Genomic DNA, 22,991 nt, shown 5'->3' with positions numbered 1-22,991 from the left:
CTTTTTTTATTCTGTAAATATCCAGCGATACAGCAAGGCGGGGTCGGCATGCAGGCTGCCGATGCGGCAGTCCAGCCCATCGGCGCGAAGCGCCTGTGCGGCTGGCTCAGCCTGTGCCGCAAGCGCAGGCGTGTCCGCTTGATTGAGCAGCACGCGCAGCTGTTCCGGCGGCAGGCCGCAAGCCGCGGCGGTTTCGCGCACGCAGTACAGTAGCTCCGGGATGCCGACAAGCTGTTCTGGGTTCGCGGCCCAGTCCGGACACAGCGCATAGCGGTGTACGGCATCTTGTACTGGCTGGCCGAGTGCGGACAACCCGGCAACGACCAGACACAAGTCGGTCTGCGGTGGCAGCATCGGCTCGTCTGCACGGTGCAATTTCAGCGGCAGACGGTGCGCGCCGTCCGCTTCGCACAGCACGATATCGGCTGTCGCCGCCGCCTGCGCGAGCAGGTCGGAGGGGAGTGCGCTCAGTTTGCCGCCGTCTGCTTGCCGGCCCGCACAGACCGCGCCCGGCAGCTGGAGCTGCGCAAGCAGCGCGTCCGGCGTTGGGTCGGTCAGTACCGTGCGGCAGTCCGGCGGCAGAACGGGGAACATATGGGTCGTGGTGGTCACCAGCACGCGGCGGGATGCCAGCGCGCGGGCGAGGACACGGAGCGCGGTCGTTTTGCCGCCTGCGCCGACGATGGAAATAAATTTCGGCTGCATTTCTCAGTCCTCATTCTGCCACAGCAGACGGTATGTGCCATTCTCGACGGCATAGAGCGCTTCCGCGTCTGTATCGAGCAGGTCGCGGCAGTCGGTTTCAGCCGAAAATCGCACGCAGGTGCCGCAGGATGAGCTGAGCGCACGCGGTACGGGCTGCATTTTCGCTGTGCATCCGAGCTTTTGCAACGTCTGAAAGCTCAGCATCGCGCTCAGATGCGTGTGGAAGGTTGCAACAAACTCGCTCATGCCTTTTTGGTCAGCGTCAGGGCGAATTCTTCGTCGCCCGTTTCGCGGGACGCGGCCTCGTAGCCGTTGTTGTTTGCAAAGCGGGTGATGTTTTCCACCGCGCACGGGTCATCAACCAAAACTTCCAGCTTGTCAGGTGCGTTTTTCTTGACTTCCTTCTGCACCATGACTACGGGCATGGGGCAGGAATATCCTCTTGCGTCAATCATTTTGTTTTTCCTCCCGATGTAAATTCGCGTAAGAGATGATGGCAAGCAGCACCAGCCCGATAACAATGCCGATGCGGCCGGTCTGCGCCACGCCGCCTGCGGTGAATACGCCGTCGGTCATCGCGTCTGCGTTGCCCGCCATGCCAAAGTTGTGCGCGAGCGCCGCGCCGACCAGCATGCCGAATACGGTCACCGCGCTGTCGCCGCTGCCCTCACCGGACAGAATGAGCTGGCGCAGCGGACAGCCGCCCAGCAGCACCGAGCCCCAGCCCGCCATTGCCATACCGAGGAAGCTCCACACGTAATCGTGGTGGGCAATCGGCTGTACGGCGAGGGTGGGATTGAAGTTACCCAACACAAGGTTGCCGACCAGAACGGTCACGAAAATGGCGATAAAACCGGTCAGCAGATGAAAATCGCGGAATAGGAACATGTCGCGCAGGCCGCCCGCCATGCACAAACGGCTCTTCTGTGCCAGCACGCCGACAACCAGACCGCCTGCGAGCGAAATCAGCCACGGAGCGTGGCTTGCGCCCGGGCCTGCTTGCGAAAAACGGATGAAAGACGGCGCGAGCAGCAGCAGCGCCAGAACGGCAATGACAAAGCCGGGCAACACAAATCCGTCCGCTTTCTGCACTTTGCGTGCACGGCCAAGCGAAAAGCCCTTTTTCAGGCACAGCACGCCCGCGCCGATGCCCGCGGCAAAGCCGATAAGACCTGCAATCGCGGTCACATCGCCACCGCCCAGACGCAGCACCATGCGCAGCGGGCAGCCGAGGAAGGCCAGCGCGCCGACCATGACAATCATACCCAGCACAAAGCGCAGAGCAGGCGCGGAACCGGCGCGCGCGCGGAATTCCTTGCTCGCAAAGGCGGCAATTGTCGCGCCAAGGACAAGACCGACAATCTCAGGCCGCAGATACTGCACCTTTTCTGCACTGTGCAGGCCTAGTCCGCCCGCAATATCGCGGAGGAAACAGGCAATGCAGAAGCCCATATTAGCGGGGTTGCCCGCCGCCGTGAGCGCCAGCGCCGCAAGGCCGACGACCACACCGGTGCAAATCACCAGATACTTGTTTTTGTTCATGTGAATCTCCTTTGGTTTGTGAAATGTATGCTGCAACAAGGCCGGTTTTACATTTGTCCGGTCCTGTGTTACACTAATTGAAAAGTATGCGGACAAAGTGCTCCGCAGACGTCGGGAGGAAAATGCTATGCATTCGGTTTATCTGGATAATGCCGCGACCTCGTTTCCCAAGCCGCCTGCTGTTGCCGCACGCATGCGCGAATATGTGGAACAAATCGGCGCGAGTGTAAACCGTGGCTCATATGCACCTGCGCAGCAGGCCGAACTCGTTACGCTGCGTTTGCGCCAACGTCTGTGTGAACTGTTTGCGTTTCAATCGATACCGCATGCAGTGCTGACACCGGGTAATACTTGGGGACTTAATCTCTTGCTATTCGGCGTGCTGCGGCCGGGCGACCATTGTCTGGTGTCTGCGATGGAACACAACGCGGTCATGCGGCCGCTTGGGCAGCTTGCCCGCCGCGGCGTGACGTTTGACCGTATCCCGTGCGACCGGGATGGCCGCTTGCAGGTGGGCCAAATCCAGCCGCTGCTGCGGGAGAACACCCGTCTGGTGCTGCTTGCGCATGCGTCCAATGTGTCCGGCACGGTACAGGATGCGCAGGCGGTGGGAGAGATTTGCCGCGCGCGCGGCATTCCCTTTGCGCTTGATGCCGCACAGACGGCGGGTCATGTGCCGATTGACTTTGCCGCGCTCGGTTTGAGCGCGCTGGCTGTACCCGGTCATAAAGGGCTGCTCGGCCCGCAGGGCATCGGTGCGCTGCTGCTGCGTCCGGACTTTGCGGAAACGCTGGAACCGCTGGTCAGCGGCGGCACGGGCAGTGTATCGGATTCGGAGGAAGTACCCGCGTATTTTCCCGACCGGCTGGAGCCGGGCACGCCCAATCTCCCCGGAATATTCGGCTGGGAGGCCGCGCTGGACTATTTGCAGCAAGTGACCGTTTCCGCGGTGCAGGCGCATGACCGCGTGCTATCCCAGCGCTTTCTGGATGGGTTGCGCACCATTTCGAGTGCGGAACTTGTCGGGCCGGATACGGTAGATGGCCGCGTCGGGGTGTTCAGTCTGGATTTCCCAGGAAAGGACAATGCGGAGGTTGCGGTGGCGCTTGAGGAGCGATTCGGCATCCTGACGCGCTGCGGCCTGCACTGTGCGCCCAGTGCGCACCGCACGCTCGGTACGTTCCCGCGCGGCACGGTGCGACTGTCCTTCAGCTGGTTTACCACCGAAAGCGAGATTGACCGCGCGCTGGAGGCAATCGCCGCGGTCAGCGCAGAATAACGCGGGCCGTCCCTGCAAAATCCGAAACCGTTCCGATGCGCCGCGCATCTGGGACGGTTTTTTGCAGTTCGGCTGCCAGTGCGTCTGCGTCTGCGGCATCGACCGCAATCAGCAGTCCGCCCGAGGTCTGCGGGTCATACAGCGCATCCTGCACTTCGAGCGGCACATCGTCTGCTGCGACCAAGGCTTCCGCATATTTGCGGTTTCGGTACATTCCCTCCGGCAGAATCCCCATACGGGCAAATTCGAGTGCTTCGGGCGGGATGGGCAGTGCGGCAACGTCCAGCTCCAGCTGCACGCCGCTGCCTTGCGCCATTTCGAGTCCGTGACCGAGCAGGCCGAAGCCGGTCACGTCCGTGCAGGCATGTGTGCGGAACTGCACCATTGCGTCGCGCGCGGCTTTGTTGAGCGTAGTCATGCGCGCAAAAACAGCATCCAGCACGTCGGGTGGGCATAGGTCGGCCTTGGCGGCGGTTGTCAGGATGCCCGCGCCGAGCGGCTTGGTCAGAAACAACACGTCGCCCGACTGCGCGCCTGCATTGGTCAGGATTTTGTTCGGGTGGACAAATCCGGTCACGCACAGTCCGTATTTGGGTTCTTCGTCCAGAATGCTGTGGCCGCCCGCGATGACCGCCCCGGCTTCATAGACTTTGCTGTAACCACCGCGCAGTAGGTCATGTACTGCGCCGTCCGGCATGGATTTCGGAATACACAGCAGGTTGAGTGCGATGTGTGGCTCGCCGCCCATGGCGTATACGTCGGACAAGGCGTTAGTCGCCGCAATCTGCCCGAACAGATACGGGTCATCCGCAATCGGAGGGAAAAAGTCCACGGTCTGTACGAGTGCAAGGTCATCCGACACGCGATAGACCGCTGCATCATCACTTTTGTCAAAGCCGACCAGCAGATTTTCATCCGCGCGCACGGCAAGACCGTCCAGCAGGCGGGCGAGTGTGCCCGCGCCGACTTTCGCGCCGCAGCCTGCGCAGCTGGCGAGTTTAGTGAGTTTGATTTCTTGTTCCATAGGCCGCTCCTTCTGAAAAAGTGGGGGAAACGGACAAGGGACCGTTATCCTTATAAAAAGATAACATGTGTCGCATGAAAGGTCAAGCGGATGCGTGCACGCCTTTGCATGCTGGGCGAAACTGTGCTATAATGCAGTACATATGATAAAAATACAGGGAGGGGAAGGCCTGTGCTTTCCAATAAAAGCAAAGCAATCGGATTTATTCTGCTGTCTGCGTTCGGCTTTGCGCTGATGAGTACGTTTGTGCGCCTGGCAGGCGATTTGCCGTCCATGCAGAAGTCGTTTTTCCGCAATCTGGTTGCGATGTTTGTGGCGGCGGTGGCGCTGCGGCGCAAGGGCGTCAGCTGGAAATGGGAAAAGGGCAACCTGCCTATGCTGCTGCTGCGCGCAACCTGCGGCACGCTGGGTATTTTGTGTAACTACTATGCAATCGACCGTCTGGTGCTGGCGGATGCGAATATCTTAAATAAGATGTCGCCGTTTTTTGCCATTTTGTTTTCGCTTTTTATGCTCAAGGAGCGTGCAAATATTTGGCAGTATCTGGCGGTGTTGGCGGCGTTCGGCGGCAGCATGCTGATTATCAAGCCGGGTTTTTCGGCGGATATGTTTCCGGCGATGATTGGTCTGTTCGGCGGTATTTTTGCGGGTGCGGCTTATACGGCGGTGCGTGCATTGTCTAAAAAAGGAGAGAACAGCGCGCGCATCGTGTTTTTCTTCTCGACGTTTTCCACGCTGGTTTGTCTGCCTTATTTGATTGTGGATTTCCATCCAATGCAGTGGTGGCAGCTGGTGAGCTTGCTGGGTGCAGGTGCAGCGGCAACGCTTGGTCAGTTCGGCGTGACACTGGCCTATGCGCATGCACCGGCAAAGGAAATCTCGGTGTTCGACTATACGCAGGTGCTGTTTTCCGCGCTGCTTGGCTTTTTCCTGTTCAACCAGATTCCGGACGGGTTGAGCGTGCTCGGGTATATTGTGATTTGTGGTGTATCGGTGCTGATGTTCTTCTATAACCGTACGCTGGAAAGTCGGGAGCAGGCCAGTGGACGGAGTTGAGCTGCGTCGCTCCCGCCGCCGCACGCTAGGGCTGGAGGTCACGCGCGAAGGGCATGTGATTGTGCGTGCCCCGCTGCGTGCGTCGTCGGCTGCGATTGAGCGGTTTGTTCGCGACCATATGGACTGGATTGCCCGCGCACAGGCGCGGCAGCGGGCGCGTTTGGAAGCGCATCCCGAGCCGGATGAGGCACGGCAGGCGGAGCTGATGCGCCGCGCGCGGGAGGAACTGCCACCCAAGGTGGCGTATTATGCGCAGCGGATGGGGCTGAAACCGGCCGGCATGCGTATTACGTCGGCGCGTACACGATTTGGTTCGTGCAGCGCACAAAACCGGCTGTGCTTTTCGTGGCGGCTGATGGACTATCCGGATGCGGCGGTCGACTATGTCGTTGTGCATGAGCTGGCCCATATTGTGCACAAAAACCACGGCCCCCGCTTTTGGGCGCTGGTACAACAGTACATGCCGGATTACCGCGCCCGTCGTGCGCTGCTGCGGGAGTAGGGGCCGAAGGAGGAAGGAAAATGACGATTGCGGAAATCGCGCGCCGCGCAGGGGTATCCAAGGCGGCGGTATCGCGCTATCTGAACAACGGTTATGTCAGTTCGGAAAAGCGGGAAGCCATTCGCCGTGTAATCGAGGAAACCGGTTATGTGCCTTCGCAGCAGGCACAGACGCTGCGCACGGGCAAAAGCCATATGATTGGTGTGATTGTGCCGCGTATTGATTCCGAGTCTATCAGTCGCGTGGTGGCGGGGATTTCGCGCGTGCTGGAAGAACAGGGCTATCGGCTGCTGCTTGCCAACACGGATAATCGCATCGAAAAAGAGCTGGAATATCTGGAGGTGTTCCGCAGCGGCAATGTAGACGGCGTGATTCTGGTAGCAACTATGCTTTCTGCGGCGCATCGCAAGGCGCTGACGGCGCTGGGCGTACCAGCAGTATTGGTTGGACAGCAGATGGATGTGATGTCCTGTGTGTTTCACGATGACCGAGGCGCGGCGCGCGCGGTGACCGAGCTGCTGCTGCAAAACGGTCGTCGGCGGGTAGGGTATATTGGCGTAACGCCGCGCGATAAAGCCGCAGGCGCGGGGCGCCGGGCAGGCTATCAGGATGCTTTGCATGCGGCAGGCGAAGAGCCGCGGCCAGAGTGGATGGAGCAGAGTGATTTCTCCATTGACGGCGGGTATGCGGCGGCGGAGCGGCTGCTGGCCCGCGTACCGGATGTTGAGGGGATTTTTTGTGCAACCGATTCCATAGCGATTGGCGCCAAGAAGCGCTTGGAGGAGCAAGGCAGGCACATTCCGGACGATGTGGCGCTGGCAGGCATCGGACATTCCCGTATGAGTGAGCTGGTACGGCCGCGTCTGGCAACAGCACATTATTATTACCAGACCAGTGGTGAAGAGGCAGCGCACGATCTGCTTGAAATCATTGGGCAGGGTGTGGATAGGAAAAAACAGCTGATGCTTGGATTTGAGGTTTGTCCGGGCGAATCAATATAGCCATAAAAAACGCGAGAGAGCAGCCTGTGTTACACAAAACACAGGCTGCTTTTTTGTGTATGTTACACAGCGCCTGTTGCACAGTGTTCAAAAACGACGGGAAAGGTTTGGATAGAATTGCGCATTTACAAAAATACCGGTACGGCGGTATAATAAATGCAGAAAAGATGAAATCGATTTCATATATAACAAGGAAAGGGCGGAACAAAGGTGGACTATAGCAAAGCGGCTTCCGAGGTGCTGGACTGCATCGGCGGAAAGGATAATGTGATTTCGGCAGCACATTGCGCGACACGTCTGCGGCTGGTGATAGCGGACAATAAAAAGGTGAATAAAGACGCGCTGGAGAATGCGACGGGTGTGCAGGGTGTATTTGAAGCGCAGGGACAATTGCAAATCATCTTCGGCACCGGTACAGTCAACAAGGTGTATGATCAGTTTATCGCGCAGTCAGGTGCAGCGGCCGTCAGCAAGGACGAGGCCAAGGCACAGGCGGCGCAGAAGGGCAACTGGTTCCAGCGCGCTATCAAGACACTGGGCGATATCTTCGTGCCGATCATTCCGGCAATTGTGGCTTCGGGCTTCCTCATGGGTATCATGGAGTCGCTCAAGTTTATGATTAACAACGGCTTTATTACGCTCGACAGCACCAGCTCACTATTTGTGTTTGCCGATTTGTTTTCCAATGTGGCCTATACCTTCCTGCCGATTCTGATCGCATTTTCGGCGGCCAGAGTATTCGGCGGCAACCCGTTCCTCGGTGCGGTTATCGGCATGATTATGCTGCACCCCAATCTGCAAAACGCATGGACGGTGGCCACCGAGGGCGTACATACCTATCAGGAAGTGTTCTTCGGCCTGTATAGCGTGCCGCTGGTCGGCTATCAGGGACACGTTATCCCGGTTATCATCGCGGTATGGCTGATGAGTTTTATCGAAAAGAAACTGCACAAAGTAGTGCCGCCGATGTTCGATCTGTTCGTCACGCCGCTGGTTTCTGTGTTCGTAACCGGCTATCTGACGCTCGCAGCTATCGGCCCGGTGTTCACCACGGTCGAGAATTTCGTCATCAACGGCGTGCAGTGGCTGATTGCCATTCCGTTCGGCATCGGTTCTTTTATCATGGGCGGCCTTTATGCCACAACCGTGGTTTCCGGCATCCATCATATGTATACCATCATTGACCTTGGTCAGCTCAGCACGTATGGACTGACGTACTGGCTGCCGCTGGCCAGCGCGGCAAACGTAGCACAGGGTGGCGCAGCGCTTGCAGTCGCCATCAAGACCAAGAACAAAAAACTCAAATCCATGGCGTTGCCCGCATCGCTCTCCGCGTTTATGGGCATCACCGAGCCTGCTATCTTCGGTGTGAATCTGCGCTTTGTCCGGCCGTTTATCGCCTCATCGATTGGCGCTGCATGCGGCGCGCTGTATGCGTCGGTGGTTGGTCTGGGCGCGACCGGCACGGGCGTGACGGGTATTTTCGGCATTCTGCTGCATCTGCATCATCCGGTACAGTACATCCTCACGATTGGTATTGCAACCGGCGTTGCCTTTGTAATATCGTGGATTCTGGGCATTCCGGAGGAAAAAAACCAAGAGAAAACCGCACCTGTACAGGAGGAAAAGCCTGTCGTTGCCGTGCCGCAGGGAGATATCGCGCTGGTGTCTCCGCTGAGCGGCGAGGCGGTCTCGCTGGAGGAAACCAATGACCCCGCGTTCATGGCTGGGGCGCTGGGCAAGGGTGTGGCGATAAAGCCTGCGGAAAACCGCATCGTTGCACCGTGCGACGCGACAGTATCTGCGGTCATGGGCCACGCGGTCGGGCTGGAATGCGACAATGGCGTGGAACTGCTCATTCATGTGGGCGTAGACACCGTCAATTTGGAAGGTAAATACTTTACTGGCCATGTGCAGGAGGGGCAGCGTGTTAAAGCGGGTGACTTGCTGCTGGAGTTTGACAGCGCGGAGATTCAAAAAGCCGGTTATCCGGTGATTACACCGGTCATTGTGACAAATACGGAAAAATTTGCGTCCGTGGAGCCGTCGTTCGGCACGGTACAGGCTGGGAAAGACACGGTTCTGACGCTGAAATAATAGGAGAGAATCGCCATGAGCAATGCATTACAACGGGATCTTGTGCGGCTGGTGCGCCGTATCGAGCGGGAAGATGGGCCGCGTGCGGCGGCCGACCCGTTCCGCCAGCGTTTTCATCTGATGCCGCCGGTCGGCTGGATGAACGACCCCAACGGCTTGTGCCGCTGCGGCGAGTGGTATCATGTGTTCTATCAGTATGGTCCGTTTGACCCGACGGGCGGCGTTAAGATGTGGGGGCACTATCGCAGCCGTGACCTGCTGCACTGGGAGCAGATGCCGCCCATGCTGTATCCCGACCAGCCGTGGGATATACACGGGGTGTATTCCGGCTCGGCGCTGGTCGAGGATGGAACGCTGTATCTGTACTACACGGGTAATGTCAAGTTTTCGGGCGATTACGATTATATTACGGCGGGGCGCGGTCATAATACCGCGCTCGCCGTCTCGCGCGACGGCGTAACGGTCGAAAGCAACGAGCTGCTGCTGGAAAACAAGGATTATCCGTCCGATTTGACCTGCCATGTGCGCGACCCCAAGGTATGGGCGCAGGACGGCAAGTATTATATGGTGCTGGGTGCGCGTACCAAGGATGATCGCGGCGAGCTGCTCGTCTATGAATCGGCAGACAAGCGGAACTGGCAGCATATCAATACGCTTACAACGCCCGAGCCGTTTGGTTATATGTGGGAGTGCCCCGACCTGTTCTGTCTGGACGGACAGTGGTTTTTGCAGTGCTCACCGCAGGGTGTACGGCAGCAGGGCAACCATTTCCAGAATGTGTACACCTGCGGGTATTTCCCGCTGTGCGGCGACTTCCGCGGTGAATACACGCTGGGAGAATTTCAGGAACTGGATTACGGCTTTGATTTTTACGCGCCGCAGACCTTTGTGGATGGAGAACGTCGTGTGCTCATTGGCTGGATGGGTATGCCGGATGCACCGTATACCAATCCGACCGTAGAGCAGGGCTGGCAGCACTGCATGACCGTACCGTGTCTGCTGCGGCGCGACGGTGAGCGGCTGCTGCGTACGCCTGTTCCGGAAATTGACGCGCTGCGCGGCAAACATGTTGCACCTGAAGATGCAAGCGTATTTGACCTGGAGTGTCGCACGGAAAAACAGGGCAGACTTGTCATCCGTGGCAGCGCTGTGATAGAATGGGAAGAAGGACTGCTTCGTCTGAAGATTGACGGCGGCGGCGCGGGCCGCACGGTTCGCTGTGCAGAGGTGCCTGCGGTGCAAACGCTGCGTGTGCTGGCGGATGCGTCCTCGTTGGAAGTTTTCATAAACGACGGAGAGCAGGTGCTGTCTACCCGCTATTATCCGGCACCCTATACGCATGGCGTGACAGTGTTTGGTGCGGAAATGAAGATTTGGGAGATGGGATCGCTGCAAATTACGGAGCAACAGGATGTGAAATAACATATGTCGGAAATCAAGCTGCTTGCACTTGATCTGGACGGAACGCTGCTCGATTCGCACAGCCGCGTGACGAAAGAAAACGCAGATGCGGTGCGTCTGGCACAGCAGGCGGGGGTTCAGGTTGTGCTGTGTACAGGGCGCAACCTGACCGAGATGCGCGCGTTTAACGCGCAGCTCGACGTCTCTGCGGACTGGGCGGTTATCACCAACGGCGCGGCGGTGATGCGCTTTTCGGATGGCATGCAGATTGCGTATGACGGGCTGGACCGCGCAATGTGCGCTTCGGTGCGCGCAATATGTGCGGAATTCGGAATCGACTTATGTCTGTATACGGCGGACAGGCTGTACTATGGGCGGGATTTTCTGCGTTTCCTGGAGGAACTGCGCCGGCGTGGACGTGTCACTCTGAATGAGGCGGCCGAGGGGTATGAATTTGTCCCGGATGCAGCCGGATGGGACGATGTGCTCGCGCGTGAGGATGGACGCGTGGTCAAGGCCATTCTGCACCATCTTGATCCCAGAGAGATTGACAAAATTACACGGACGCTGGAAAGGACCGGATTATTTGAGTTGACGCCATCGATTATGTATGGCGGTGAGCTGAAAAATGTCGAGATTAACCGAAAGGGTGTGCACAAGGGAGGCGCGCTCGAACGGTTGGCGAAGCACCTTGGTTTTGGCATGGATGCAGTGATGGCGATCGGCGATAGTGACAATGATTTAACCATGCTGCAAATGGCAGGTTTGGGCGTTGCTATGGCAAACGCTGCGCCGAATATTCGTGCGGCAGCGGATGCGGTGACACTGGATAATACGTCAAACGGTGTGGCAGCAGCGGTGAAACAGTTTATTTTGGAGGGATAGGCATGAAAAAAGTGGTGGCGATTGGAGAACTGCTGATTGACTTTGTGCCGCAGCAGAAGGGTTGTGCGCTCGACGAGGTGACGCATTTTGAGCGCGTCGCGGGCGGTGCGCCGGCCAATGTGGCGGCAGCGGTTGCACGGCTGGGCGGTCATGCGGCCATGATTTCACAGGTGGGTGAGGATGCCTTTGGTACCCATATTTTGAAGGTGCTGGAAGGGAACGGCGTGGATATTTCTTCAGTGTTCCGTACAAAGCGCGCCAACACTGGGCTTGCCTTTGTCTCGCTGGATGCTACCGGAAACCGTGAGTTTTCCTTTTTCCGCAATCCGTCGGCTGACCTGTTTCTCGATGAGGCACAGATTCAGCCGGAAATGTTTGCCGACTGTGCAGCGCTTCATTTTTGCTCGGTCGATTTAGTGGATTGGCCCGTTCGGGCCGCGCACCGGCGTGCGATTACGCTTGCGCGCGAAGCGGGCGCGCTGATTTCATTCGACCCCAACGTTCGATTGCCGCTGTGGGATGACCCGGCGGATTGTCAGGCGGCGATTCGGGCATTCCTGCCCAGTGCGGATTTGGTCAAGCTGTCGGACGATGAGGTGGAGTTCGTGACCGGCTGCACGGATGAGCGCGCGGCGGCAAAGCTGCTGTTTGAAGGTGGCTGCAAGCTGCTGCTGGTCACGCGCGGCGCGAACGGTTCGGCGGTTTACACGCCGCAGACCGAGGCATTTACTGATACGTTGTCCGTACCGGTGACCGATACGACCGGCGCGGGCGATTCGTTTATCGGCTCGTTCCTCTATCAGCTGACGCGGGATGGTGTGGGCGTGAATGATTTGTCCACGCTGCCACAGGCGCAGCTCGAAACATATCTGCGTTTTTCCGCGCAGTATGCATCGCTGACCGTGCAGCACAAAGGTGCGGTCATGGCAACACTGGACGAGCTGAAACAGGCGTATCCGGACTAAAATACATAAAAACGGCCTGCACCGATGTGGTGCAGGCCGTTTTGCGGTCAGCAGGTAAAATAGGGGGCAAGCGTGGGAATAACGGCAATGCGTTTGGCCGCATCTGGAAAGTCACGCCGCAGGCGCGCGGCACAGCGGCGACAAAAGTCCTCGTAAAGCATGGGATCGTCCCGCATCTGCTGTTTGAAGCCCCAAACATGCGTGAAAAATCCCTGTTGCGCGCCGGTGAACAGCGATTCCAGATCGGATAGCGCAGCGGCGCGGATATGCTTGCGCGCAGCGCACATTGCAAGCAGACGCTGCTCGGCAAAGACCATGTAGGTTAGCACGTCGTCTGCGTCTGGTGAGCACCGCATAAAGCGGATGGCGGTATCCGTATAATACTGCCGAAAATCATCATCAGCAAGGTAGCAAAGCGCGGTGTTGAACGGCTGAACTGTCCAATCGAAGGCCGCAAAGTCAAAGCCGTGTGTCTGGGTAAATGCATGCGCGTCCGGATAGATGTCGGGCGTGATGTCCTCGCGATGAATCGCGGCAACATTCAGCTCCGTCAGCAGTGGAGAGAGCGGCTTCCAGCAGATGAAGTCGGTGTCTATCATCACACAGGGGGACGGCATTGCGGATAGCGCATACAGCTTGCCTGCGGCCCAGAATGCCATAGGGTTTACGTCCTCCGGCACAGCGTCGAGCAGGGGATGCACGCCTTCATCCCACAAAAAAGAAAGGCCGAGCGCGTCATAATACCGCTGGGCCTTGGTATCGCAAATCATACGGATGGGGCCGTTTTCCCGCCGCCATGCCAGCGCGGACAGCGCGGTGGTCAACAGCTCGAACGGCTCGACCCTGTAAGGGCGGTCGGGCGATCGCGCGAAAAACGGGCGCGTCCAGGTGGAGTGAAACGCACGCAGCATCAAATCAGCTCCAATCCGTAGCCGCCGACCAGATAGGTGCATGAGCCAAACACATATGAGCCGGAACCTGAGGAAAGATAGCTGGTGCGGTACGAGGTGGTGTACGAGGTCACATAGGAGCCGGAACCTGAACCAGAGCCGGTGTGCAGAAAGACCGTGCGGATGACCGTGACCACATGAGTGCCGTTTTCCAAAATCTCGACCGGCGGCAGCGCGCCGCCCATGATGGGAACCGGAGGCTTGCCGTCCTCGGTGGGATACCAGCCGTTCGGAAATGGATCGACCGCAAATACACCGGTGGGTGCGGATTCCTCAACCTCGACGGTTTGCGCTGTGTTTTTTTCGTCTGTGGGCGGCTGGCTGTGACGCTCGAAGCTGTCCTCGTCCATGGCGACGCCATCGAGCGCGCGATAATGCTCCGGGTCCATCGCCAGAATGCCCTCCGGCGCGGGAATGGGCGCGGCGGGTGTCGGTTCTTCCGGCGTGGGCGGATCTTGTTCCGGGGGGGCACAGTGTTTGGCGTAGCTGTCCAGATCAAAAACCACGCCGTCGATCTCTCGGTATTTGCTTGGATCCATCGCCAGAATACCGTTGGATTTTGACATGGCCACGCCCCCTTTTCCTTTGCCTTATATTCAAATTATACTGTACTGCGGGGTAAACCGCAATGAGAAAATCGCGTCGTGAAAAAGTTTTTTCCGCTTTACAGAGGCGTATGCACCGACTATAATGGAAAGCACGGAAAAGGGGAGAAGAACATGGATTTTTTGTCACTGGAACGCTCGGTTTGGCAGGTTCTGCGGGAGGAAAAACGCCCGATCGTTTTATATGGCATGGGCGACGGCGCGGATAAAATTCTCGCGCGGTTTGATGCATGCGGCATTCGCGCATCGGGCGTATTTGCCAGCGATGAGTTTGTGCGCGGACATAGTTTTCACGGCTTTCGGGTGCAAAAACTGTCCGAGGTGATGGAACGGTTCGGCGAAGATGCTGTGATTGTGATTGCGTTTGCCAGCCAGCGGCCCGAGGTGCTGGAAAAAATGTACGCGCTCGACGCGCGGTTCGATGTAGTTGCGCCCGATGTGCCGGTGGTACCGGGGGCGGTGTTTGACGAGGAATTTATCCGGATGCACGAAACGGAGATGCAGCAGGCGTTTGACCTTCTCGCAGATGAGCAGTCGCGGCAGGTGTTCCTTGATACCGTGCGGTTTAAGCTGTCCGGCCGGCTGCGCTACCTGCGTGCCAGCGAGACCGACAAGGACGAGGTGTTTCACACCATTTTGCGGCCCACGCATGAGGAGCATTTTGCAGATTTGGGCGCGTATACGGGCGACACGATCCGAGAGCTGCTGCACTATACCGAGGGTGCGTTTGCGTCCATCACGGCGCTCGAGCCCGACCGACGCAGCTTTCGCAAGCTGACCGCCTATGCAGAAGAGTTGTCCGGCAGCGTCCGGTGCGAGCAGGCGGGCGCGTGGTCGAGTGATACGGTGCTTTGCTTTTCCGATCAGGCGGGACGGCAGTCGCGCGTGGCAAAGCAGGGCAAGGAAACCCAAATGCGCGCGCTGGACAGCGTGCTGGACGGCGCCCCCTGCACCTATTTGAAAATGGATGTGGAGGGCGCGGAGCGCGAGGCGATCGCGGGCGCGGCGCAGACCATCCGTCAGCACCGGCCCAAACTCAATATTGCCGCCTATCACAAAAGCGAGGACTTTTTCCAGCTGCCGTTGCTTGTCCACGCGCTCTGCCCGGATTACCGGCTGTACCTGCGGCACCATCCGTATGTGCCCGCGTGGGACACCAATTTATATGCGGTCTGTCCGTAAAAAATGCTGGAAATTGCAGGGGACAAGCGGTATAATGAAAATACAGTAATCTGTAAAGGAGAGGTTTGCAATGGGATGTTTTTACTGTGACGAGCATCATGAGGGCCGTGAGGCGATCATGTTCAAGGTTGGCGATATGAAGGCAGGTACGCTTTACCTGTTTAAAGATCAGGCGCACAAGGGCCGCTGCGTACTGGCGCTGGGCACGCATAAGAAGGAGCTTTGCGAGTGTGACGATCAGGAGCGCAACGACTTTATGGCCGATCTGGCAGCGGCGTCCGGCGCAATCAAGAAGCTGTGGGGCTGCACCAAGCTCAATCTTGGCTCGTTTGGCGACACCAACCCGCATCTGCATTTCCATATCGTCCCGAAGTATGAGGGCGGCTTTGAGTTTGGCGGCAGCTTTGCCATCACCAATCCCGAGCCGGTACATCTGAAGGACGAGGAATATCAGGAAATGATTGCGGCGCTCAAGAAAGAGTTGAACATCTGATTTTTGATGCAATCAGCAAAAAGGCGAACCCTTATGGGTTCGCCTTTTGTTTGTTTTTCGGACTCATTCATTTTCCGCCAATCGGTAGCCGACGCCCACTTCGGTGAACAGGTATTCCGGTTCGGCGGGATTTTTTTCGATTTTGCGGCGGATATTGGCCATGTTGACGCGCAGAATCTGATTATCTCCACCTGCACGCGGTCCCCACAGCTCCTTGATGATGTAATCGTAGGTCAGCACTTTGCCTGCGTATTTACCGAGCAGCGCGACGATGCGGAATTCACTGAGGGTTAGATGGACGTTTTCACCGCGTACCAGCACCTGATGCTTGTTATAGTCAATGGTCAGATCGCCGACCGTGTAGGTGCCACGCTGGGCAATTTCGCTGCTGGGGGAGGTAGTGCGGGTATGCCGGATAGCGGTGCGCACGCGGGCGAGCAGCTCTGCCGTGCCAAAAGGCTTGGTCAGATAATCGTCTGCACCAAGGTCGAGCGCAGCGACCTTATCGTGCTCATGTGACCGTGCGGAAACAACAACGACCGGCAGGCTCGACCACGAGCGCAGGCTGCTGAGTACCTCCATGCCGTCCATGTCCGGCAGCCCGAGATCAAGAATCACCAAATCCGGGCAATGAGAGGAGATCATCGTCATGGCTTCGTTTCCGGTGCGCGCCTGAATGGTTTCGTATCCGTTGGAGGTAAGGATGGTCGAAATAAAGTGCGCAATGCTTTTTTCATCCTCGACAATCAGTATTTTTTCACGAATATTCATAATGCTTGAGACTCCTTTTCAGATAGCGGCAGCCGAAACGAAAATTCTGCACCGCGGGATAAATTCTTCGCTTCCATGGTGCCGCCGTGCGCCCGCACGATGGCCATGCAGACCGAAAGCCCGATTCCCATGTTGCGTTTGCCGTCGCCGGACGGAGTTTCGCTGCGCTTAAACGTGCCGTCAAATAGTTGCGGCAACTCTTTTGGCGGGATACCGCAGCCGTTGTCCTGTATAGAAAAACGGGCATATGCCTCTTCACGCTGAACCGAAAGTCGGATTTGCGTCACGGTTTGTCCATGTGTGGCGGCGTTTTCCAACAGATTGGAGAGTACTTGTTCGATGAGAATAGCGTCCATCGGCACAAGCAGCAGCTCATCCGGCACAGATACGGCAACCTGAATTGCGGGAAAGCGTTTGTGGAATTTGCGCGCCGTCTCGCCAAGAATTTCTTCGGCGGCTTCCGGAACTTTGGACAGCTGTGTGCGTGTGTCGCCCATGCGTGTGATGGAGAGCAGGTTTTCCACAACGCGAATGAGCCACTGCGCTTCATTGCGCGCATCCTCCAGCAAGGCGCGCTGTTCTTCCTGAGACAGCCCTTCGGTTTCCAGCAGGGTGGAGGTGGCGCCGACGATCGAGGTCAGCGGCGTGCGGATATCATGTGAAACCGAGCGGAGCAGATTGGCACGCATTTTTTCCTTCTCCCCTTCAACGCGCAGGCGTTCCTGCTGCTTGATTTTGGTGGTCATGGTGCAGGTAACCAGTGATACGCCGAGCATGGTCAGAAAGGTGAGTGGATAGCCGGCAAGCGTGAAATTGAATTCCCAATAAGGGTAGGTGAAAATATAGTTGACGCCGATGACGCTGAGAATGGCGGCAAGTGTGCCGAACAGATAGCCATTGGTGAAGCGGGAAATCAGCAGAACGGCGAGCACAAACACGGGCGAGGCAAAACCATCGCTGCTGTCAGCCATGCGCAGCAGGATGCATAGCTCGACTGCGCAGGTGAAAATACCGATAAAGATGAAAAAGTCCCGAAATGTAAATGGGAAAAACGAGACTTTGTTTTGTGCTTGCCACATGAAGATTCTCCTTTGAGATGGCCAAAATATCAAAAGTCTATTCCAATCCAACTATAGTATAACAGAAAAATTGTTAAAAGTCTGCTAAGAACTTGACGAGATCTAAACGGCAGAGAGGCTGACCTTATCGAAAAATTAACGATAGGACCTATGACACCAGCGGCGATGCAACACGGAGATGAGATGACCGGATCATCAAAACACAGGTTGGCCCATTATATCTCTCTTTTTGTGTGTCATGGGAGCACAAACAAAGAAAGAGGTGACAATTTCCTGTAGGCGTGATATAATTTCAAACATATACAGGCTGGGGTACGTTAAAAACCGGCCAAAACGGGTAAACTGGAGTGCCGGCTTGCATGAACGGCGGGCCTGCGCTGCCACAGGAGGTATTTTAGTTTGCTTTGGAGAGCTTTACTGAGCGGGGATTTGCAGTCCGCGTTCATTACGTTGGCGTTGTCGCTTCCCGCAATTGTATTATGCTTGTCAGTGCACGAGGCGGCGCACGGCGGTGCGGCGTACCTGTTGGGCGATCGCACGGCACATGATTCGGGCCGGATGACACTGTCTCCGATGGCCCATATTGACCCGCTTGGGTTTTTGTGCCTGCTGCTGTTTGGATTTGGCTGGGCGCGGCCTGTGCCGGTCAATATTTCCAACTTCAAAAACCGACGCTGGGGCATGGCGCTGACCGCGCTTGCCGGTCCTGCATCCAATTTTGTCACAGCGTTGGTCGCCTATTGCCTGTATGTGCCGGTGTGGATATACGGCACAAGTGCATTCATGCAGACGGTGGGCATGTTCCTGTCGATTGTAGCGAGTATGTCGGTCGGTTTGGGTGTGTTCAACCTGATTCCGGTGCATCCGCTGGACGGCTCGCGCGTTCTGGATGCGTTTCTGCCGTTTTCGTGGTCGCTCAAACTGCAGAGATATCAGAATATCATACTGCTGGTGTTCATTCTGGCACTGTGGCGCGGCTGGCTGGACGGAATCATGAGCTGGGTTGGCATGCGCATCCTGCATTTGGCGCTGCAGCTGGTCAATCTGTTTCTGTAAGGATTACGCGGCATGGAATTTCATCTGGAGAATTTTGACGGTCCGCTTGACCTATTGCTGCACCTGATTGCAAAAAACAAGGTCAGCATTTACGACATCCCGATTGCGGAGATTCTGGAACAATACATGGAAGTGCTGCATGCAGCCGAGGCGATGGATCTGGATGTGGCGGGGGATTTTGTCGCTATGGCGGCGCAGCTGGTGTATATCAAATCTAAAATGCTTCTGCCGCGCCATGAGGAAGAGGAAGAGGAGGACCCGCGTACCAGTCTGGTGGAAATGCTGCTGGAATACCAGCGTATCAAGGAAACAGCGTCCTTCTTCCGGGAAAAAGGCGAGATGGGGCGCGATATTTTTGTCAAGCCGCCGGAGCATCTGGGCGATACACCCAAGGAATACCGACAGTCGGTCAGCGACCTTATCCGGGCAGCCAACAACATGCTGCGCCGGGCGCAGCGGCGCGTGCCGCCGCCGGCCAGTGCGTTTTCCGGCATTGTTGGGCGGGAGCCTGTGCCGGTTGAGGGACGGATTACTTCTATCCTCAAGCGTTTTTTGCACCATGTCCGGCTGCCGTTTCGTCGTCTGTTTGACGATGCGAGAAGCCGTTCGGAGATTGTGGCAACTTTTCTGGCGGTTTTGGAGCTGTCCAAGAACCGGCGTATCCGGCTGGAAGGGGACGGCGAGGATATGGAACTGACGCTGATAGATGATAAAGGAGAGTAACGTGCGATGACCCAACTGGAGGCCGGGCTGGAGGCCGTGCTGTTTGCTGCAGGCGACGCGGTGCCGGTGGATCGGCTTGTTGCCGCGCTGGAAACCTCGCGCGATGCGCTGCTGGATGCGGCCGCCGCGCTGGAAAATCTGTATGATTTTGAAAACCGCGGCATCATGTTGCTGCGTCTGGAGGACAAGCTGCAGCTTTGTTCGCGCCCGCTTTATGCCGAGGCGGCACGCCGCGTGACCGAGTCGCGCAAGCCGCCGTCGCTGTCCGCTGCTGCGCTTGAGGTCTTGACCATCGTGGCATACCGCCAGCCGGTCACCCGCGCGTTTATCGACCAACTGCGCGGCGTGGATTCGGGCGGCACCGTGGCTGGCCTTACGGAAAAAGGGCTGATTGAGGAGGCGGGCCGGCTGGATGTGCCCGGACGCCCGATGCTGTTCCGCACGACCGAGGCGTTTTTGCGCACCTTTGGTCTGAGCGGGCTGGAGGAGCTGCCCGCGCTGCCCGCACTGGAGGAAAACGAGCAGATGGAGCTGGAGCTGGAGGAGTCTGCCGAGCAGCCGCCCGCACAAATGATAACGCTGACGCCGCCGGTGCCGCAGACATCCGGTGGAGAGGATACTCAGCCGCCGGACGCACCGCAGGAAACGGAGTGAAACGTGCATGTCGGTACTACTCGTGATACTGGCGGCAGTCTTGGGGCTTGCGCTGCTTGTGCTGCTGCTGATTCTGTTGCTGCTGTGTGTGCGAACCGGCATAGATATCGTCGGGGTCAATGGGGATGTGAGCGCGGAAGTGCGTTATGGCCCGGTGCGGATTCCAGTCTGGCCGCCGCCCCGACGGAAAAAAGAAAAGCCGTCATCCGAACAGCAGGAGGGCGGACAAAAGCCGCAAAAAAAAAGAAAAAAGAAAAAGTACCGGTATTCGCTCAACCGGGAGGAACTGGATATTGGTGAACTGGCGGATTTAACGCACCGTTTGCACAGTGATTTAACCGATGCAGTGCAAGTCAGCCGCTTGCGGGTGCGTGTGATCATCGGGACGGATGACGCCGCCAAAACCGGCATTTTGCTCGGAGAGTCCGCGGCACTGACCGGCATGATTGTCCCGTTTTTGGAGAATACTTTTACCATGCGGGATTATCATGTGAATGTGGATGCGGATTTTGAGGCCGACCACACGGAATGGGCGTTAACTGTGTTCTGCTGGCTGCGGCCGTTGCGGGTGCTTTGGTGTCTGCTGCGGCACAGCGGGGAACTGTACCGGATGTATAAACGAATGATAAAGAAAGAAGAGGCGATAACACATGAGTGAGCATCCCATCAGCAATCTGATGACGGAAACCATGGCCAAAATCAAGGAAATGGTGGACGTGAACACGATCATCGGCACGCCGATCACCACGCCGGACGGCACAACAGTCATTCCGGTGTCCAAGGTGACCTTTGGTTTTGCGTCCGGCGGCAGTGATTTTGCGCCCAAGCATATGCCGTCCGGCGCACCGCTGGCCTTTGGCGGCGGCGGCGGCGCGGGCGTTACGGTTTCGCCTGTGTGCTTTCTGATCATCGGACGCGACGGCAGTGCCAACATTCTGGGCGTCAACGCACAGGCATCCACGACGGTCGACCGCTTGGTGGAAATGATTCCGGGTGCAATTAACAAGGTTTCCAGCTTTGTGGAGGGCTACAAGGGAAAAATGCAGCCCGACCAGCAGCCTGCGGCGGAAACCGACGAATAAGGCCGCGTTTCTCCGCAAAACCTACTCACAGATATGCTGAGTAGGTTTTGTTATGCAGGGGAGAGATGCGAACGTGAAGAAACTACTGTGCGGCCTGCTGTGCTGTGTGCTTTGTCTGCCTGCTGCCGGCGCAATCAGCGCAAAGGCAGCTATTGTAATCGATGCGGACACCGGTGAAGTGCTGCTGGAGCAGAATGCAGATGCCCGACTGCCGATGGCGTCCACTACCAAAATTATGACGGCGCTCGTGGCACTCGGAGAGGGTGACCTCGACCGGGAATACAAGGTCCGCAAGGAGTATACGCAGGTGGAAGGCTCATCCATGTATTTACAGGAGGGTGAAACGCTCACCCTGCGCGATACGCTGTACGGTCTGATGCTGGAATCGGGCAACGATGCGGCGGTCGCGATTGCGGGCGAATGCGGCGGGCTGGAAACGTTTATACAGAAAATGAACGACAAGGCGGCTGCCCTCGGGCTGACGAACACCCATTTTGACAACCCGAACGGTCTGCCGAGTGAGACGCACTATACCACCGCGCGTGAGCTTGCGGTCATCACGGCCGAGGCGCTGCGCGACCCGGTATTCCGGCAGATTGTATCGACCGAAAGCTACACGGTGGGGCAGCGCACCTTTACCAACCATAACCGGCTGCTGAGCATGTATGACGGTGCGATTGGCGTCAAAACCGGTTATACCAAGGCGGCGGGGCGCTGTCTGGTGTCTGCGGCGGAGAAAAACGGCCGCACGGTAATTGTGGTGACGCTCAACGACCCGGATGACTGGAATGATCACATGGCGCTGCTGGATCAGGGCTTTGCGCAGTATGAGCAGGTGACCCTGCACGAGGCAGGCGAACAGATTATGCAGCAGCAGGTGTTCGGCGGCAATGCAGATACCGTGCCGCTCGTCGCGCGCAATACCGTGACCGCGATGCTTCTGCCCGGCGAGCAGGAGCGCATCCAGACCGTGAGGTACGGCGATCGGATTTGTTATGCGCCGGTGGTGCAGAGCGCATCCGCCGGGCGGATTGAATACCGTCTGGACGGAATGGTGCTGGCGGACGATGCGCTGGTATACGGCGGGGCGGTGCTGCTGCCGCCCGAGGAAAAGAGCATCACCGAACGGATATGGGACCGTCTGTTTGGTGATGATTGACAGAATAGGATGGAGGACAACAAGTGGAAGAGAGACTGCAAAAGCTGCTCGCACAGGCGGGGTTGTGTTCGCGCCGTGAAGCAGAGCGTTGGATTTTGGAGGGCCGTGTTCTGGTTAACGGCCATGCGGCGTCGCTGGGCGACCGCGCGGATTTGCGGCGCGACAAAATTCAGGTGGACGGCAAGCCGATCGGTATGGCGGAAGAGAAACGCTATCTGATGCTGTACAAGCCGCGCGGTTATGTGACGACGCTGCATGATGAACGTGGACGAAAGACCGTAGCTGATCTGGTGCGGGACTGCGGCGCGCGTGTGGTGCCGGTCGGGCGGCTGGATTACAACTCGGAAGGGTTGCTGCTGCTGACCAACGACGGCGAGCTGGTCAATGCGCTGACCCACCCGCGGCATGAGGTGGAAAAACATTACGAGGTGCGCGTGCGCGGCCGGTTGGAGAATATCCCGCGCCTGTCAGAACCGATGACAATCGACGGATATGCAATCCGTCCGGCAGAGGTTGTCATTTTGGAAAGAGACGAGCAGAGCGCCAAACTGCGTCTGACCATCCATGAAGGCCGCAACCGTCAAATCCGCAAAATGTGCGAGCAATGCGGACTGGAGGTACGCCGACTCAAGCGGGTGGCAGTAGGCAAGCTGCCGCTGGATACGCATTTGAAATCGGGCGCGTGGCGCGACCTGACGGCGGACGAGCTGGCCTACTTGCAGGAAATTGCTGCAAATTTGCAGGATTGATGCAAAACTTCTTGCATTTTGTACGGTAACC

At 57.5% G+C, this 22,991-nt stretch carries 26 protein-coding genes; 17 read left to right on the top strand and 9 right to left on the bottom strand.

Annotated elements, in window-relative coordinates; genetic code table 11:
- Positions 1–6: 6 nt before the first annotated feature.
- The 4 genes from yqeC to yedE are packed head-to-tail and all read right to left on the bottom strand — an operon-like array spanning position 7 to position 2,247.
- Positions 7–705 (bottom strand): selenium cofactor biosynthesis protein YqeC, encoded by a 699-nt coding sequence (yqeC, locus tag ACTQ34_RS06105; RefSeq protein WP_441362993.1) that lies wholly within the window; start codon positions 703–705, stop codon positions 7–9.
- A gap of 3 nt (positions 706–708) precedes the next feature.
- Entirely contained in the window at positions 709–951 is a 243-nt protein-coding gene (locus ACTQ34_RS06100; RefSeq protein WP_441362992.1) for a DUF3343 domain-containing protein, read from the bottom strand.
- Positions 948–1,160 (bottom strand): sulfurtransferase TusA family protein, encoded by a 213-nt coding sequence (locus ACTQ34_RS06095; RefSeq protein ID WP_346704300.1) that lies wholly within the window; start codon positions 1,158–1,160, stop codon positions 948–950. The genes ACTQ34_RS06100 and ACTQ34_RS06095 overlap by 4 nt, the downstream gene beginning before the upstream one ends.
- Positions 1,153–2,247, bottom strand: coding sequence for a YedE family putative selenium transporter (gene yedE, locus ACTQ34_RS06090; protein WP_441362991.1), 1,095 nt, complete (start codon positions 2,245–2,247; stop codon positions 1,153–1,155). The genes ACTQ34_RS06095 and yedE overlap by 8 nt, the downstream gene beginning before the upstream one ends.
- A gap of 127 nt (positions 2,248–2,374) precedes the next feature.
- Between yedE and ACTQ34_RS06085 the strand changes: the two genes are divergently transcribed.
- Positions 2,375–3,526, top strand: a complete 1,152-nt coding sequence (locus ACTQ34_RS06085; RefSeq protein WP_441362990.1) for an aminotransferase class V-fold PLP-dependent enzyme — start codon at positions 2,375–2,377, stop codon at positions 3,524–3,526.
- On the opposite strand, the gene selD is transcribed toward ACTQ34_RS06085, so the two are convergent.
- Positions 3,513–4,550: a selenide, water dikinase SelD gene (selD, locus tag ACTQ34_RS06080; RefSeq protein ID WP_441362989.1), complete on the bottom strand. Its 1,038-nt coding sequence runs from the start codon at positions 4,548–4,550 to the stop codon at positions 3,513–3,515. The two genes, ACTQ34_RS06085 and selD, sit on opposite strands and share 14 nt — an antisense overlap.
- A 171-nt stretch (positions 4,551–4,721) precedes the next feature.
- On the opposite strand from selD, the gene ACTQ34_RS06075 reads away from it, so the two are divergent.
- From ACTQ34_RS06075 to ACTQ34_RS06045, 7 genes are all read left to right on the top strand, one after another.
- Positions 4,722–5,606: a DMT family transporter gene (locus tag ACTQ34_RS06075; protein WP_441362988.1), complete on the top strand. Its 885-nt coding sequence runs from the start codon at positions 4,722–4,724 to the stop codon at positions 5,604–5,606.
- Positions 5,593–6,108 (top strand): M48 family metallopeptidase, encoded by a 516-nt coding sequence (locus tag ACTQ34_RS06070; RefSeq protein ID WP_441362987.1) that lies wholly within the window; start codon positions 5,593–5,595, stop codon positions 6,106–6,108. The genes ACTQ34_RS06075 and ACTQ34_RS06070 overlap by 14 nt, the downstream gene beginning before the upstream one ends.
- Entirely contained in the window at positions 6,045–7,109 is a 1,065-nt protein-coding gene (locus ACTQ34_RS06065; RefSeq protein WP_441362986.1) for a LacI family DNA-binding transcriptional regulator, read from the top strand. The genes ACTQ34_RS06070 and ACTQ34_RS06065 overlap by 64 nt, the downstream gene beginning before the upstream one ends.
- Before the next feature lie 210 nt (positions 7,110–7,319).
- Complete coding sequence (locus tag ACTQ34_RS06060; RefSeq protein WP_441362985.1) at positions 7,320–9,206, top strand: glucose PTS transporter subunit IIA; 1,887 nt, start codon at positions 7,320–7,322, stop codon at positions 9,204–9,206.
- Positions 9,207–9,221: 15 nt separating this feature from the next.
- Positions 9,222–10,628, top strand: a complete 1,407-nt coding sequence (locus ACTQ34_RS06055; protein WP_441362984.1) for a glycoside hydrolase family 32 protein — start codon at positions 9,222–9,224, stop codon at positions 10,626–10,628.
- Positions 10,629–10,631: 3 nt separating this feature from the next.
- Complete coding sequence (locus ACTQ34_RS06050) at positions 10,632–11,492, top strand: Cof-type HAD-IIB family hydrolase (protein WP_441362983.1); 861 nt, start codon at positions 10,632–10,634, stop codon at positions 11,490–11,492.
- A 2-nt stretch (positions 11,493–11,494) separates the two neighbouring features.
- Entirely contained in the window at positions 11,495–12,457 is a 963-nt protein-coding gene (locus ACTQ34_RS06045) for a carbohydrate kinase family protein (RefSeq protein ID WP_441362982.1), read from the top strand.
- A gap of 47 nt (positions 12,458–12,504) precedes the next feature.
- Here ACTQ34_RS06045 and ACTQ34_RS06040 read toward each other — a convergent pair whose 3' ends face one another.
- Together ACTQ34_RS06040 and ACTQ34_RS06035 are read right to left on the bottom strand one after the other, a co-directional pair.
- Entirely contained in the window at positions 12,505–13,368 is an 864-nt protein-coding gene (locus tag ACTQ34_RS06040) for a hypothetical protein (protein WP_441362981.1), read from the bottom strand.
- Entirely contained in the window at positions 13,368–13,973 is a 606-nt protein-coding gene (locus tag ACTQ34_RS06035; RefSeq protein WP_441362980.1) for a hypothetical protein, read from the bottom strand. The genes ACTQ34_RS06040 and ACTQ34_RS06035 overlap by 1 nt, the downstream gene beginning before the upstream one ends.
- A gap of 153 nt (positions 13,974–14,126) precedes the next feature.
- Between ACTQ34_RS06035 and ACTQ34_RS06030 the strand changes: the two genes are divergently transcribed.
- Together ACTQ34_RS06030 and ACTQ34_RS06025 are read left to right on the top strand one after the other, a co-directional pair.
- Positions 14,127–15,194, top strand: a complete 1,068-nt coding sequence (locus tag ACTQ34_RS06030) for an FkbM family methyltransferase (RefSeq protein WP_441362979.1) — start codon at positions 14,127–14,129, stop codon at positions 15,192–15,194.
- A 70-nt stretch (positions 15,195–15,264) separates the two neighbouring features.
- Positions 15,265–15,687: an HIT family protein gene (locus ACTQ34_RS06025; protein WP_373163318.1), complete on the top strand. Its 423-nt coding sequence runs from the start codon at positions 15,265–15,267 to the stop codon at positions 15,685–15,687.
- A gap of 63 nt (positions 15,688–15,750) precedes the next feature.
- Here ACTQ34_RS06025 and ACTQ34_RS06020 read toward each other — a convergent pair whose 3' ends face one another.
- Positions 15,751–16,458, bottom strand: a complete 708-nt coding sequence (locus tag ACTQ34_RS06020; RefSeq protein WP_441362978.1) for a response regulator — start codon at positions 16,456–16,458, stop codon at positions 15,751–15,753.
- On the bottom strand, positions 16,455–17,537 hold the full coding sequence (locus ACTQ34_RS06015; protein ID WP_441362977.1) for a sensor histidine kinase: 1,083 nt from the start codon (positions 17,535–17,537) through the stop codon (positions 16,455–16,457). Before ACTQ34_RS06015 ends, ACTQ34_RS06020 begins: the two co-directional genes overlap by 4 nt.
- Before the next feature lie 399 nt (positions 17,538–17,936).
- Here ACTQ34_RS06015 and ACTQ34_RS06010 point away from each other — a divergent pair, with 399 nt between their 5' ends.
- The 7 genes from ACTQ34_RS06010 to ACTQ34_RS05980 all read left to right on the top strand — a co-directional run bounded on the left by ACTQ34_RS06010 (position 17,937) and on the right by ACTQ34_RS05980 (position 22,960).
- On the top strand, positions 17,937–18,593 hold the full coding sequence (locus tag ACTQ34_RS06010; RefSeq protein WP_441362976.1) for a site-2 protease family protein: 657 nt from the start codon (positions 17,937–17,939) through the stop codon (positions 18,591–18,593).
- Positions 18,594–18,605: 12 nt separating this feature from the next.
- The gene (locus ACTQ34_RS06005; RefSeq protein WP_441362975.1) at positions 18,606–19,316 is read left to right on the top strand and encodes a segregation and condensation protein A; all 711 of its coding nucleotides are present in this window, start codon (positions 18,606–18,608) and stop codon (positions 19,314–19,316) included.
- A gap of 6 nt (positions 19,317–19,322) precedes the next feature.
- Positions 19,323–19,970 (top strand): SMC-Scp complex subunit ScpB, encoded by a 648-nt coding sequence (scpB, locus tag ACTQ34_RS06000; RefSeq protein ID WP_441362974.1) that lies wholly within the window; start codon positions 19,323–19,325, stop codon positions 19,968–19,970.
- A gap of 7 nt (positions 19,971–19,977) precedes the next feature.
- Positions 19,978–20,628: a DUF2953 domain-containing protein gene (locus tag ACTQ34_RS05995; protein WP_441362973.1), complete on the top strand. Its 651-nt coding sequence runs from the start codon at positions 19,978–19,980 to the stop codon at positions 20,626–20,628.
- Positions 20,621–21,052 (top strand): GerW family sporulation protein, encoded by a 432-nt coding sequence (ytfJ, locus tag ACTQ34_RS05990; RefSeq protein WP_441362972.1) that lies wholly within the window; start codon positions 20,621–20,623, stop codon positions 21,050–21,052. The genes ACTQ34_RS05995 and ytfJ overlap by 8 nt, the downstream gene beginning before the upstream one ends.
- Before the next feature lie 73 nt (positions 21,053–21,125).
- Positions 21,126–22,211 carry a serine hydrolase gene (locus tag ACTQ34_RS05985; protein WP_441362971.1) on the top strand — a complete coding sequence of 362 codons (1,086 nt, stop codon included), beginning with the start codon at positions 21,126–21,128 and terminating at the stop codon, positions 22,209–22,211.
- 23 nt (positions 22,212–22,234) lie between these two features.
- Positions 22,235–22,960, top strand: coding sequence for a pseudouridine synthase (locus ACTQ34_RS05980; RefSeq protein WP_441362970.1), 726 nt, complete (start codon positions 22,235–22,237; stop codon positions 22,958–22,960).
- Positions 22,961–22,991 lie beyond the last annotated feature (31 nt).

Source organism: Agathobaculum sp. LCP25S3_E8 (assembly GCF_052117165.1).
Taxonomy (GTDB): domain Bacteria; phylum Bacillota; class Clostridia; order Oscillospirales; family Butyricicoccaceae; genus Agathobaculum.
The sequence above is the reverse complement of the archived record's forward strand: the minus strand, read 5'-3'. Positions and strand labels throughout refer to the sequence as shown.